The 13,873-nt window shown below is 60.0% G+C and carries 11 protein-coding genes; all 11 read left to right on the top strand.

Features of this window, described 5'->3' with window-relative positions; all coding sequences use genetic code 11:
- Nucleotides 1–25: 25 nt before the first annotated feature.
- The 11 genes from KSS93_RS17845 to KSS93_RS17795 all read left to right on the top strand — a co-directional run bounded on the left by KSS93_RS17845 (nucleotide 26) and on the right by KSS93_RS17795 (nucleotide 13,819).
- Nucleotides 26–2,932, top strand: coding sequence for an SH3 domain-containing protein (locus KSS93_RS17845; protein WP_217885299.1), 2,907 nt, complete (start codon nucleotides 26–28; stop codon nucleotides 2,930–2,932).
- Nucleotides 2,933–2,978: 46 nt separating this feature from the next.
- On the top strand, nucleotides 2,979–3,776 hold the full coding sequence (locus KSS93_RS17840; protein WP_217885298.1) for a tetratricopeptide repeat protein: 798 nt from the start codon (nucleotides 2,979–2,981) through the stop codon (nucleotides 3,774–3,776).
- Between the two features lie 522 nt (nucleotides 3,777–4,298).
- On the top strand, nucleotides 4,299–4,838 hold the full coding sequence (locus KSS93_RS17835; RefSeq protein ID WP_217885297.1) for a hypothetical protein: 540 nt from the start codon (nucleotides 4,299–4,301) through the stop codon (nucleotides 4,836–4,838).
- A gap of 217 nt (nucleotides 4,839–5,055) precedes the next feature.
- Nucleotides 5,056–5,910, top strand: a complete 855-nt coding sequence (locus KSS93_RS17830) for a tetratricopeptide repeat protein (protein ID WP_217885296.1) — start codon at nucleotides 5,056–5,058, stop codon at nucleotides 5,908–5,910.
- Nucleotides 5,911–6,113: 203 nt separating this feature from the next.
- Nucleotides 6,114–7,106, top strand: coding sequence for a sel1 repeat family protein (locus tag KSS93_RS17825; RefSeq protein ID WP_217885295.1), 993 nt, complete (start codon nucleotides 6,114–6,116; stop codon nucleotides 7,104–7,106).
- 41 nt (nucleotides 7,107–7,147) lie between these two features.
- Nucleotides 7,148–7,900 (top strand): hypothetical protein, encoded by a 753-nt coding sequence (locus tag KSS93_RS17820; RefSeq protein ID WP_217885294.1) that lies wholly within the window; start codon nucleotides 7,148–7,150, stop codon nucleotides 7,898–7,900.
- Nucleotides 7,861–8,418, top strand: coding sequence for a hypothetical protein (locus KSS93_RS17815; protein ID WP_217885293.1), 558 nt, complete (start codon nucleotides 7,861–7,863; stop codon nucleotides 8,416–8,418). Before KSS93_RS17820 ends, KSS93_RS17815 begins: the two co-directional genes overlap by 40 nt.
- A 242-nt stretch (nucleotides 8,419–8,660) precedes the next feature.
- On the top strand, nucleotides 8,661–9,116 hold the full coding sequence (locus KSS93_RS17810; protein ID WP_217888763.1) for a cell division protein: 456 nt from the start codon (nucleotides 8,661–8,663) through the stop codon (nucleotides 9,114–9,116).
- A gap of 12 nt (nucleotides 9,117–9,128) precedes the next feature.
- Nucleotides 9,129–11,570: a PEP-utilizing enzyme gene (locus KSS93_RS17805; RefSeq protein WP_225917209.1), complete on the top strand. Its 2,442-nt coding sequence runs from the start codon at nucleotides 9,129–9,131 to the stop codon at nucleotides 11,568–11,570.
- A 356-nt stretch (nucleotides 11,571–11,926) separates the two neighbouring features.
- Entirely contained in the window at nucleotides 11,927–13,189 is a 1,263-nt protein-coding gene (locus KSS93_RS17800) for a hypothetical protein (protein WP_217885292.1), read from the top strand.
- A gap of 72 nt (nucleotides 13,190–13,261) precedes the next feature.
- The gene (locus tag KSS93_RS17795) at nucleotides 13,262–13,819 is read left to right on the top strand and encodes a lysozyme inhibitor LprI family protein (RefSeq protein ID WP_217885291.1); all 558 of its coding nucleotides are present in this window, start codon (nucleotides 13,262–13,264) and stop codon (nucleotides 13,817–13,819) included.
- Nucleotides 13,820–13,873 lie beyond the last annotated feature (54 nt).

Raw genomic sequence — 13,873 nt, 5'->3', positions numbered from 1 at the left:
TCAGGGTTCGAGGTGGTGGTAGCAGATGAGTGAAACAGTGAAGGTTGAGAAGTGGGCGTATCCGTTCAGAGCCGGTACCTCTGGTGGTGCCGATCCGCAGCAGTTTTATGCTGCGCTGGCTAAGGCTTCTGATGGCTTTTATCCGTTGGGCAGCAATGGTTTGTGGCACGGTGGAGTCCACTTTGATGACGCTACCGGGATGGTGAGTTCGCAGAGCGAGGTGAGGTGCATCGCTGATGGTGAAGTGGTGGCTTACCGCATCGACGAGCGATATCCGATCTCGGAGTACGAAAGTGGCAATGCAGTAGCTTCCACCGGGTTTGTGCTGGTCAGGCATACATTGGAGTTCCCTTCGCCGCCACCGGCCCCAACATCGCCACCTGCACCTGCACCTGCACCTGCACCTGCACCTGCACCTGCACCTGCACCTGCACCTGCACCTGCACCTGCACCCGCCGGCGGGCCGAGCCTTGTGTTCTACAGCCTTTACATGCACATGCTGGACAAGGCTGGGTACGACGCGACACCAAGCTTGGTCCGCCCATCGTATTGGGTCAAAGGTAATTATCAGGTCAAGGCGAGCGCCAAAGATAAAGTGTTAGGCCTGAATGTCCGCGCGGGTGAGAAGGGTACGCCAGGGCATGCGCAGATTTTGGCAACCTTACCGCGGCGGACGACGCTTATCGCTGGCGAAAGCAGTGCTGATGGCAAGTGGCTCAAGTTGGTCAGTGTCACTCCATCTGTCGGTGGTCTTGCTGCAAATACCGGTTGGGTCTTCAAGAATGAACTGCGAAGCCTGGGTGGCAACGAGTATCAGGTTGCCGATAAGGCCAAGGATGTGCCCGCAGATAAAGCCAAGGGCCTGAATGTGAGAGAGTCCCCCAGCACAAGTGGAGCTGTGCTTTCTGTGTTGACTGCTGGCACACAGGTTACGCTTAGCGATGAGGGGGCGGCCGGCAACTATCGGAAGCTTGCGGCTGTGATTTCCGGGGCTGCTATGCCAGCCCTGACGCCTGATGCATCGGGGCAATTGCCTGGGTACGTCTGGTTGCGTGACCTTGAAACAAGTTTCGAACCCAAGCAGACCGGCAGTGTGGTTGTGCTCGATCAACCGGTGAAAATCAGTGCGGGTGCGCTGGTTGGTCATGTGGGGCTTTACCAGAATTACGATGAAGCCAAGCCTAGAAACATGTTGCACCTGGAAGTGTTCAGTTGTGCAGACGTAAAAGCGTTTGTCACTGAATGCCGTGGCAAGGCCAGCACCTTACCTGCAAATCTCAAGTCTTTGGTAAAGATCTATAAAGGGACGAAAGTGGTGACGCACCAGGACGGGTTCAATGCAACCAATCCGCCTAAGGTGAGCGACGCAGGCGTGGTGACCGGGTACGACGTTGTTGTCCCGGCAGGTGTGCTGGACAGCTTGCCTGATGGGAAGAAGATAAAAGTAACCGGCCAAGCACAAGGAGGGGCCGGTGGTACCAGGTGGTGGCGGCTGGATGGGTTGCTGGGGGGAGAACAGAATGAGCCTGTTGCCGGTTGGGTCGCGGAGCAGGACCTCATCGTGACCAGGCACAACCCCTGGGAATGGATTGGCTTCGATTTCATCGAGGAAACAGTAAGTAACGTTGATCACAAGGCCGCCGACTTGCACAGCCAAGAGAAACTGAGCGCGGAGGAGAAACAAAAGCACCTGAGCAAGGTCAGTACATCGGCGAAGGGGCCGGTCAAGGAGCGGTTGACAGATCTCATTGATGCGGATGGCAACCGCAATCTCTCGGTGGCCGAAATCAAGAGTGCGCTTGGGAAGCCTTGGCTTGCCCAGTCGATAGCGAAATTGGTCGTTGCTTACGAAAGTGAATGGTTCCATACGGCGCAGAAGTGGGATGCACTGGACGAACTGATGGAAGAGAGCCCAGGTGTGCCTAACCCTGACTGGCTGGCTGAAAAGAAGCGGATTGAAGGGATGTCATGGTGGGCAGGCGCTGCGAGCCAGCTGGGCAACAGTACTGGCGCCTGCTCGGAGCTTCATCCGATTGGTTTAATTGGTAACTTCATCAAGATTGTGAAGTGCAATTGCAACGCAGTGGTTAAGGTCGGGCGATTCAATGGGAAATATGGGCCGGTGCATTGGGGGGAAGGTAAGCTGGGTGATTCGCCTGAATGGGCAGCGGTGCTGGCTTCAGGCGTGACTCAATATGAGAAACGCATTATCAGTGCGATGTGCGAAAACGAAGGCAAAGTGAATGCTGTTCAATCATATGATAGTGAGATTATCAGCGCAGGCGCGATGCAGAAAACGGTAAATCCACAAGGGGAAGGGCAGCTGCCGGCACAAATCAAGAGGTTCAAAGAACGTAATCCGGATGAGTATGAGCAGTACTTTGAACAGGAAGGATGGTTCTTGGATGACAGTGGCGCTCAACCGAAAGTCTACTACCAGCATCCAGACTTCGCGGGTGGTGTGAAACTGGAAACTGACGCGCTGTCAGCGGCGCTGAGGGTTGGTTGTTCGGCAGCGAACAATTTTCAGGTCATTGAATGCAAGCCTGTTGCGGTGATGGCCTGCGCGGTAGGCACTAAACAGTATATACAGTTGCAGATACAGGATTTTGTCGATTCGCTTAGGGAGATCATGTCAAAAAACCCAAATGGTTATGATTTTACAATTGGTGAGTTGTTCTTGAGTGAGCTAGGGCGGGCGACGGCCTTAGATGAATATGTCAATAGGCCGAACAACGTGGTCAAACACATCAAACCGGCCTTGGATAATTTTTTTGCCAACCATCCCAATGTCAGTAAAAGCCTTTCGAGCTGGGGTGAGCAACACGCTGCCTATGAACGTGAGATTCTGGAATACTACTCGGCGCATCGGCCTGGCATGACAGATTCGACGGATCGGTACAATAAACTGAAGGGGGCATTAGGTGTATAGATTACTTGTGGGGTTACTGATCGTTGCTCCGACAATGACGGTATGCTTGGCAGCAGAGCATACATCCACCATCCAAGGCGCGAAAGGCAGCATCAAGTTTTCGGCGTGGGAGCCGCGTCACAGTGGCTGGTTTGAAGCCGATTATACCGGAGGCCCAACACACTTCAAATTGTACGATTTGCCAGGCAGAAATAATTCAGCGGAAGGCGGGTGGGTTTTTTACGCGACCGCAGATGATGTTTCACCGGGAGGGAAGTACCTGATGCTGCAACGCGTGGAATTCGCCACTGTCATTAATGATGAGGGGCAAAAGGAAAACGCGGAGCAAGCCTACTGTGACGCTGTAGACCTAGATACCGGGTGCGTTGTGTATTCTGACTCGATACAGCAATGTGAGGGGAGTTGGCAGCAGGGTAAATGGCACTCTGAGGTGTCGGGTGAGATTGATTTTTCCCATTGGTTGCGAGCGCCCGGTGCTTTGGCTGATTATGCCAAGAGCCTTGCCCCAGAAGCGCGTACCAATGCCATATCACGTTCGTTGTTGATGGGGGTCGACTCTTATACTGCATGCTACCCGGTTTCAAAAGCCAATGTGGCAAGCTACAACGATCTGGGGTTTTATATGGCGCAAGGTGGTGAGCACGCGGCGGCGATGGCTGTGTATGAGAAACTAATGCCGTTTGCGCCCGAAAGGGCCCCTTTGAAACTTAACGCCGCCGACTCGCTGTGGGCGCTGGGCAAGAAAATTGAGGCGCTGAAATATTACAGAGATTACCGCGAGACCATGGCGATCAAGGGGCAGTTAAATCGAGTGCCAGCACGGGTAAATGAGAGGCTGCAGTAGACCTGATAAGTCGGAACTCAAGGTTTCGAAAAGCAAAAGCAGAGGGGCGGTGAGTGCGTGGCTTGGTCATTGGGATGCTGCTCATTTTTCAAAGTCTGAATGGTTGTCAGGCTGCAAAAGCTTCAATCAAGCCGCTGCCTTATGAGCAGATAGCTGTAGTTGATTCATCTAGAGTAAGTGGCGTGGTTGTCAGGTAACTCAAGAGTTTCGGCCAGCCATGTGTTCAGTTTGAAGTGCTTGATCCTGATAGGCGCTGGGCGATCAAGCAGGAGGAAATGATATGTGATTCTGAGAGGCGCTCTTTCAGGACGGATTTTACCGATGTACAGTTCTACGAGATGCGCGGTGCAAAAAATGGAGCTGAGTTCGTGCTTGGACTTGCACCGCTAAAACCCATACCTGAAAAGCGAGCGAAGTGCTTGCTTCCAGTAGCTAATGGAGAGGTTGGCGAGCTGCGCTGTGATGCTTTTGAGTGACAGTTAGACGGGGCTGAATGCTTTAAGGTATTGGTGGGGTATTTCAATGTCAAAGTCACTTAAAGCGATTTTTTGCTGCTATTTTATTGCACGTGGCACCATGGCTTTTGCGGGCTGCGGTGTTTTGCCCGATGAGCGCGAAATAATTCAGGGGCCATTTAGCACTCCTATGATCAAGGGGGCGGAGATATCTGTCGTTCCTAGCGATGAGAAGGGTGGCATTGCATTGGTGCTAAACAGGCCCAGTCAGTCAGGCGGTGAGAAGGACAGGTATGTTGTTGATGTCTATGAAGAGGACGGTGGGATTTCGGAGGTCGAGACGATTCTCTTTCAGCCAGTTAAAGGGGTGAAAAATGTTGTTGTATTGATATCCAGAAAAGTTTGCCTAATGGCATTGGGTACGCATGGTAGGTACTACGAAATCCACAGTTATGAGCCGACGCCGAAGGGCACGTTAGCTGAAAATGAGGTGGTTAAGTACGACAGGGAATCCAGTGGGATGGACGGCTTTTCAGAAGGTGAGCCAGTCGTTTTCGTCTATAAGAATGCAGAACTGATTCGCTGGTACCTTGAAAAGTTTAAATGACGCTCTCGAAGTGTGCTGCTTTTTGCATGATCAACGTGCCGGTTCGAGGCGTCTGGAGATATTCGGGGATTCTCCGGTCAGGTCAGTAGGGGCCGTCGCACCACAGCAGGCGAGGTACGCTTTTAGCGCAAACGTCAAATTCTCGTGTTGCAGGGCGAGGGTAGATCAGATAGGACGGACTCTTCAAATTGATACAACAAGCCCAAGGGAGCGCTGGGTGTATAATCGTTTTTGTTGTCTGATTTTTCTGATTGGCGCTACTGGTACTTGCCTCGGCGATGAAAAGGACTTGGTGTTGCAGGGCGCCGGCGGCAGTGTAAAGTTTTCCGGCTGGGATGAGAGGGTAAGAGGCTGGTCTCATGTTGAGTACAGAGGTGAGCATAATTCCTTTGGTGTATATTCATGGCCTGATAGAAAAAATACTGCAGATGAAGGTCGTGTTCTATTCTCGGGTCCAGCGCTGCTGTCGCCAGATGGGAAAATGCTAGTGATTCAGCGGGCCGATTACTCGGTGGTCGCCAATGAGCAAGGCGAAGATGAGTACACGGAGCTGTCCCATTGCGAGGCCTTGAGGCTTTCTGATGGTTGTGTAACTTACTCTGGTGGCATTCAAGAGTGTGGTGGCAGCTGGGTGGGGGAGAAGTGGAAATATGCTCGGGATAGTGAGTCTGATTTTTCTCTTCTTGGCCTGACGCCAGCCAAATTAGTAAAGGGGTTGAGCGCGATAGCTTCTCCGAAGCAACGCAATGCTGATGTGTATGATTATGCTTATATGGGCATGGATTCGTATGCGAGTTGCTACCCGCTGAGCAATGCGAATGTAGTGGATTACAACAACCTTGCATTTTATATGGCAGGCGGCGGATGGCATGAAACAGCAATGCTGCTCTACAAGAAGCTGTTGTCGTTTGCCCCCGAGCGAGTGCCTTTGAAGTTGAATGTTGCTGACTCCCTATGGGCGCTGGGAAATAAGGGCGAGGCGCAGGGGTATTATCGGGACTATCGTCAGGCCATGGTGCGTGATGGGAAATCTGCTCAAATTCCCATTCGAGTGAATGAGCGATTGCAATGAGTAAAAAGAATGCGGGTATGAAGTACAGTGGCTGGGTGTGAAAAGTTCGAAAGTGGTTGCAAGAAACTGTCGTTTTTTAGCCGACGGCTCAGTGCAGCACCGCCGGCCTTGCCGCCACCGCAACCCCCCCGTGCAACACCTGTTCGAAGCTGAGAGAATCCCCCACCGAAGGCCAATTGCCTTCAACTGGCATGGAGTGCTGATTGATCAAGTTCCACCGCTACGCCGCAGCCTTGCTCGGCGCCTTGCTTTGCCCCCAGGTATTGGCTGACCAGCCCGCCTGCCCGGCAACCGACTTCGCCACCTTCTGGCAGGCCTATAGCCAAGACCCTGAGCTGCAACGGGCGTTTACCCGGGCCAGGGTGTCGCGCTTGCAACTGAAACCTTCCGGTGAGGACTTCGCCCCGGTTGCCGATACCGTCGCCAGTACCGAGCTGGCGTTTCCGCTTGTGCAGCCGGCCCAGGCCGCGTCGGATGCCGTTCGGGTCAACGTTGAAGGGCATACCGCCGAGGTGGTGGACCTGCGTGCAGGCCTGAACAACATGCGCATCTACGGCTTTCGCCAGCAGCAGTGCTGGAGGCTCGAGCGCCTGGAGGACTGGTCGATCGATGAGCGCGACCTGAAGGTCACCGACAAGCCCGGCATGAACCGCGAACAGCGGGTTTGTGAAATGCGCGGTGACGGCTTCCTGTCCCTGGCCGGCCTCGAAGCTTATCCATTGACCCTGGAGCTGTTCGATGCGGGGCTTCAGAACTACCTGTGCGCCGCGCAATCGGGTGATCCGCAGATCAACCTGCAGTCTGCGAGCCTGAGCATGTCGCAGATGGCCACCTACCTGGGCTACGGGCCAACCGAGCAGTTGCTGCTGGTGGCCGCAAAGCAACTGCCAGCGGCGGGCATGTTTTTGGCCAGCTTCTACTGCGCCGGCGGCGACAGTTCGTCGAGGGGGGAGCCTTGCGAGGCACCGATGAAAGCCCGGGCTGCGTTGGCCAAGGCGGCCAGCATGGGCGATGCCGATGCGCTGCAGATGCAGGCTGAGGCCCTCGAGCAAGGCCGCTTCGGGGCGCCTGAGCCGGCGCGCGCCATTGCCTGCTACCAGGCCGCAGCCGCGGCCGGTGACGCAGCCAGCAAGCAGGCGCTGGTACGTCTTGGCGCTGCCCGGCAGGCCACTGACGCGGGGGTGCCATGCAACTGATGCAGCGACCGATATCAGCATTCAAGGAGCGTTTTTCATTGATGAACATGCGTCGTCTGGCCACCTGCATCGGCCTGAGCCTGTTACCGCTATTCGCCAATGCCTGCGAGGCCCCGAGGGACAAACCATTCCCGGCGCTGGGCATGGCCGGGGGCTATGTGTATTTCGACCAGGCGCCAATCGAGGAGGGCTCGTCGGAGCTGGGCCTGACCGTCAACCTGCTGGACTGTGCCAGCGGCACCGAGCAACGCATCGACGAACTGCCGTACCTGGCTGAGCCTGGCAAGGTGGCCGATGCCTTCTGGGCCGAAGATGCCCATGGGGAGTTGCTGGTGGTGATGCACGCCGTGCCCGTCAACAGCTACCCGGGGCTGATCTACAGCACCGATTACTACTCGATTCTGCTGTACCGGCGAGGTTCGCAAGGCCTGGTATTGGACAAGCGCAGCAGTACCTACTTCGACCATGGCGCCGATGTGGTCGATGACCAGGATGCGCTGCTGTTCAGCTACCCCTACAAGCACCGCAACGGGGTTTTGCAGGCGTTGCAGTCGAAGTTCTACAACGACTGGCTGAATGCCAGGCTCGCGGATTTCGAGGTGGGTGAAAAGCGTGCCCGGCTATACACCGGCGCCTCGATAGCCTTGGACAGCGGCATGTATGTGATTGCCGGTGACCGGGTCAAGGTTACGGGGGCAAGCGGTGGCTGGGTTTCGATGCAGTATGTGACGGCGAAAGGGAAGGTGATTGACGCGTGGATGCTGTGCAAGGACTTGAAGGGATGCGGCCAGTGAGCTTTGGCCAGCGTGTCAGCGGCACAACAATCTTCATGCTCTTCGCACTGTGCCTTGGCTTTGCACCGTTCGTGAGGGCCGACGCGGCCCCGGTGTTTGCCGACTACCCGGCGGCGCTGCCGGCCGGGGTAAAGCACCATGCCTACGTGGCTGAAGAGCCGGGCATGCCGTCCTGGGAGAGCAAGCGTAAAGCCATGGCGATGTTCAAGCCGAATCTGGCTGGCCATTATGTTGCCTACACGTTGGACTGCGGCACCGGGGCGGTGTGTGGCGAGATCATGGATTCGCAAACCGGCAAAGTGGTCACAAGCTTCCCCGATGCCTATTACACGGGTGCAACCGTTGGAGCCGACGAGGACTTTGACTTCAGTACCCGGCCGGATAGCCGCCTGCTGATCATCCAGGGGCGCGGCCAGGGCGATGAGCTCGATCAACATGGCAAGGTGCTTCGAAAAGGGTTTTATGAGCGCTATTACGCGTTTGATGGGCAGTCGTTGAAGCTGGTCTTCGTGCAATGATCGGGCAATGGCTGCAGCCTTGCCTTGCTGGCATCGTCGCCCCCAGCGCCTGGCACCGGCTGCGCCGGTGTTCGCGGGTAAACCCGCTCCCACAGGGGGCTCATGACCTTCAGGCTTGCGCCGTACCTGTAGGAGCCGGCTTGCCGGCGATGAGGCCGGCACAGGCGGCCCCTGCCAGTTGCTCACATGAATCAACGGGCCTCAGCCGATAAGGCCTGAACTGCCCTGATAGCCAAGGAACGCTGCCAATGCCCGCCCACACCACCCGCCACCGCCTGGTCCTCTGGCTGCAAACCATCACCCTGGCCCACCTGCTCGGCGGCCTGCTGCTGAGCTGGGCCGGCAGCACCGCGCTGTTCGACGGCTACCTGTTGTCGGTGGAGCAGGCATTCTGGGGCCAAGCCGCGCCGACTGCCGGGCACAGCCAGCAGGTGTGGTGGATGGCGCTGTTCGGCGCCACCTTGCAAGGCTACGCGCTGTACATGCTGGCGCTGATCCGCCTGGCCGACCACTACCGCAGCAGCGCCGCCTGGGGTTGGCTGATGGCCGGGCTGCTGCTGTGGGCGCCGCAGGACATCGCCATTTCGCTGCAGGCTGGCATGTGGTCGCACCTGGCTGTCGACAGCCTGGCACTGCTGGTATTGTTGCCGCCGCTGTTCTGGCTGTACCGCCATGACCGGCGTGCCTCCACCGTTTAAAAGGATTTTGTCTTGGCTGAACAGCCCCTGTTGTACCTGCTCGCCGGCAATGGCAGCGCTGCCGACTGGTGGGACGATGCCCTGGCGCACTTCCAGCATTACCGCGTGCAGCCGCTGGAACTGCCGGGCTTTGGCGACAACCCGCAGCCGCCGTGCGAAGACCTGGCAGGCTACGCCGGGGCGTTGCTGGCGCTGACCGAGCGCGGGCACGCGATCATGGCCGTGGGTGTCGGCGGGTTGATCGTGCTGCACGCCTTGCAGCGTCGCCCGGGGCACTTCAGCCGTAGTGTGCTGCTGGCGCCGGTGGGTGCCCTTTTGTGGCAGCGCCGGTTGCCGGCGCTGATGGCGCCCTGGCCGATGCGCAAGGGTATCCACTGGCTGCTGAGCCACCGCCCGGGCTGGTTCGCCCGCAAGTTTTCCGCGCAGCGCTGGACGCCCGCGCAATACCAGCGCATGGGCGCCGGCTACGCCCGCTGCCGGGCGTTCGTGCCGTCTTGGCAGCAACTGCGCGCCGACACCGCGCTGCCACTGCTGGAGTGGGTGAGCGACCCGGTGGAGCTGGTGTGGGGCGATCAGGACCAGATGCTCGGCATCAGCCAGGCCGCCGCGTGGTCGGCGATTCTCGCCCGTGCCGATTTGCGCATCAGCTTGCGTCCAGGCTGGGGGCACTACCCGTGGATAGATGCACCGGCTGCCTTCGCCGCCTGGCTGGAGTCGGGCGAGCCAGGCTTTGTCGCCCACACCAAAGGCGGGCGCCTGCGCCTGGCGCAGTTGGCCGGGCAGGCGGTGCCCCAGGCACTGACGCTGGAGGCTGCCAGCGACCCGCGCCTGGCGCAGCTGCTGCAGGCAGCCCCTGAGGCCCTGTGGGCGGTGCGCTCGTCCAGCTACGGCGAAGACCAGGCCGACGCGGCCAATGCCGGCCTGAGCACCACCTACCTGCGGGTGCCGGCCGGGCAGGTGGCTGGGCGTGTCGCCGAGCTGCGCGCAGCGGGCGTGGAGGAGGTGGTGGTGCAGCGCTTCATCACCCCGCAGGTATCGGGTATCGCCTTCGCGCGCCACCTGGCGGTGGAGCTGGAGTGGGTCGAAGGCCACCTGGAGGCCTTGGCCGATGGCACTGCCACGCCGCAGCGGGCGACCCTTTCGCGTTTGGGCGAGGCCTGGCAGAGCGGCCATTTCGAGCCGCTGCATGGCCTGACGGCAACCCTGCTGTGGGGTTTTCTGCAGGCCGTGCTCAAGGTGTTCCACTACGTGCCTGGCGATATCGAATGGGCCTGGGATGGCCAGCAGCTTTGGCTGCTGCAGTACCGGCCGATAAGCGAGCACGGCTGGCGCCGCCACCTGACTGCGGCGAACATCGCCGAGATCCTGCCGCCGCAACCCAGCCGCTTCGTCGAGTATGCCCAGCGCCGCGCCGCGGCCAGCATCCCGGCGGTGATGGCGCGTTGGGACAGGCGCGTGCTGCAGGACAACGAACCCTTCACGGCAGTGTTTGGCGGCGCCTCGTACATCAACAACGACCTGTTCCTGGCGCGCCTGGCCGACTGGGGCGTGGCCTCGGCCAACTATGCCGGCGAAGTGGGCGGGGCCACCCCGCACCTGCCGTGGCGGCCATTGCGTCTGCTGCGTTCGCTGCCGCTGCTGCTGCGCATGCAGTACCAGGCACGGGCGCATTTGCAGGCCCTGGCGCCCGGGCTGCAACGCTTCGATGCAGAGCTGGCGCAGCTGCGCGCCGAGGGTGCCGACGGCCAGCAATTGGCGGATTGGTTCAGCCGCTTCTATGTGTTCGTGGTGCAGGGCAACCTGTGCATCGCCAGTGCCCTGGCCAGCAGCGGCGGCAGCCTGCTGGGCCGCCCGCCGACCGCTTACGGGCAGGTGCAGCACCAGCCGCACCGCCTGCCGTGGGAAACCGACCCCGGCACGCCGCGTCCGCCGGCGGGCGAGTTGCCGTTACAGCCGATGCCGACCTGGCCGGGCAGGGTGCGGCTGGCCCACAGGCTCGGCCTGCCGGGCATGCGTGGCTACTACTTGCAGGTGCGCGAGTGGTACCGCGACAACCTCATGCGCATCTTCATGCGCCTGCACCACGCCATGCCGCTGGCCGAGCGCGAGCATTGGTTCGCCCCGCATCCGCAGGTGCGCAGCCGCGGCGGCAGCTTCTGGCAGGACGGGGGTGAGGGTGCCGAGCAGGCCAGCGGCTTCATGATCTACCCCGGCCAGGTGCAGGGCATTCTTGGCCAGGACATCCTTTTGGAGGATGCCCTGGACCCCGGTCGCCACGCCCAGTACCAGGCCGCCCGCGCTGTGATCGCGCGCATGGGCGGGCGGCTGTCCCACGGCTCGACGCTGCTGCGCGAGCTGCGCAAGCCGTCGGCGGTGTTGCCGCAGGTGAGCAACGAATGGCTGGGCCGCGAAGTGCTGTACCGCGATGGCGAGCTGCGGCTGGTGGAGCCGTAAAACTTGAGTTTCACCCAGCCCCTGCAGGAAATCACCCAGCCCTTCGGGCTGCGCTGTCGCGCAGGGAGCTGAGCTCGCAGATGCGCCACGGCCCCTGTGGGAAGCGGCCTTGTGTCGCGATGGGCTGCGAAGCGGCCCCAAGGCCTCGGCCTCATGCAACATTGCCGGGGCTGCTGCGCAGCCCATCGCGACACAAGGCCGCTTCCCACAGAGACCCTGCTAAATCAATGAGTTGTATTTTGTTCTATGAGAGCCGGCTTGCCGGCGATAGGGCCGTAAGGGTCTGCCCGATAGCCGCAAAAAGGCACAGTGCTATCATGGCCCGCCGTACGACAGAAAGGATTCGAGTCGAGCACATGCTGATCAACCGCAACGCCGCTACAGCCGTCACCCAGGGTGTCACGATCAAGCGCAGGTTACGCGCAATCTTGCGCAGTGCTGTGCCCGCTTTGTTGGCTCTTGCGGCCACCGCACCGGCTGGCGCCAATGAGCTGCAAAACTGGCAGGGCACCTACCGTGAAGAGCCCGGCAGCGGCGCGCTGAGCTTCGTGGCGAAAGAAGGCGGGCAGCGCATCGAAGTGCCCGGCATCTTCACGCAACAAGGGCAGAACACCGGTGCGCTGCTGCGCTTCAACGGCCAGCCTGCGCTGGAGTACCAGAACACTACAGTCGGCGTGCCTTACCGGGCGGTGGTGACGCTATATCTTGAAGCGTCGGTGATGAAGGTCGACTGTGTGTACCTCAGCACCCGCAGCGGGCGCAACGGCGCCTTCTTGCAGAGAGCGGTGTGCGGGCTGGGGCGGGTGCTCGATGAGCAGTTCCCCGACTTGGCCAGCGAATACACCGTGCGCTGGTATGCCGAGGTGGACCCTGTCGAGCTGCGGCCTGCCGCAAAGCTGCAGCTGTCGTGGGTGACCGAAGCCCGATGGGAGGGCGCCGAGGTGCGGCGCGAATACCTGGGCAGGCCTGAGCTTGAAACCGAAATCCCCCGGCTGACCATCAATTCGGCCAAGGCCCGTTACGGCTTGGTCGGCCGCAATGTGTATATGGTGTATGCAGCCGACAACCTGCAACAGCCGGCCTGGCTGGAAGTCGCCGACAAAAATGAGCAGCTGGAATTTCAGCCATACGAACCCGGCTACCTGAGCCGGTTGCTGGGCAATGAAAACTTCGAGGTCGCCATGGGGCCCTTCGCCATGGGCGTGCTCGAGGCCAGCCGGCTCTCGGTGTTGCAGACCGGCGATGAGCGCTACCCGGTGGCGCTGATGGTGGACCATAGCGAAGGCACCGGTGGGCAGATGCGCTCGCTGGTGGCCAGTTACAGCAACGAAGGCGGGCCACCCACAGTCGAGACTCTGTTCTACCACCGCATCAAGGGTGAGCCGCACGTGGTGGTGCTTGTGTCGTGGCAGGTCAACCACGCAGGCATCGGCACTGCCGGTACGTACTATGAAATCCATGCCTACCAGCACGATGGCAACGGCACCCTGGAAGAAAACCAGGCGGTGCGCCTGGCCCCGGGTTCCAGCGGCCTGGATGGCAGGGGTGACTATGAGCCGAGCAGCTTCCCCTACCAGAACGCCGCCCTGATCAAGGGCTACCTGGATACCTTCAAGTGAGGCCGGCGCCCCGTTGCTGGGCGCCGTGACCTGGCAGACACATTCGAAAAGGACTTTGCCCAGATGTATTGCATGAAACGCCCCCTTGCCATCGCCCTGGCTGGCGCCGCACTGCTGGCAGCCGGCAGCGCCCTGGCCTGCAACCCCGATGACTTCAGCACCGCCGGCATCACCGCCTGCATGAACGCCCAATACAAGCAGGCCGACCGCGTGCTGGGCGAGCAGTTCTGGGCAGCCCAGCGCGACCTGCCCGACCAGCGCAGCGGCATCAAGGCGGTGCAGCGGGCCTGGCAGTCGTTCCGCGACCAGTATTGCGCCGCGCGGGTGGACAGCGAGGAGGGTGGCCGCGAGGCGCCGCTGGTGCGCCTGAGCTGCCTGACCCAGCTGACCTCGGCGCGTATCGGCGAGCTGGTGTACTACCGCACCGGGCTGCCCCAGGACGGCTACTACCGCGCGGCGTCGGTCGACCCGCAGGTCAAGGAGCTGTTCGACGAGCGCTTCACCGGCGAGCACCTGAACGGCGAGCGGGTGGAGTACATCGCGCAGAACTGCAAGCTGGCCCAGCGCCTGCACGATGAAGCGCCGGACGATTGCCAGAAGCGCATGGCGTTCCAGGTGACGCTGGACTGAGGTGGCACTGCAGCCTTGCTGCAATCTGTGGGAGCGGGCTTGCCCCGCGATTCG

The sequence above is a fragment of the Pseudomonas xanthosomatis genome (genome assembly GCF_019139835.1).
Classification (GTDB): domain Bacteria; phylum Pseudomonadota; class Gammaproteobacteria; order Pseudomonadales; family Pseudomonadaceae; genus Aquipseudomonas; species Aquipseudomonas fakonensis.
This window is presented reverse-complemented; position numbering and strand designations above follow the sequence as displayed.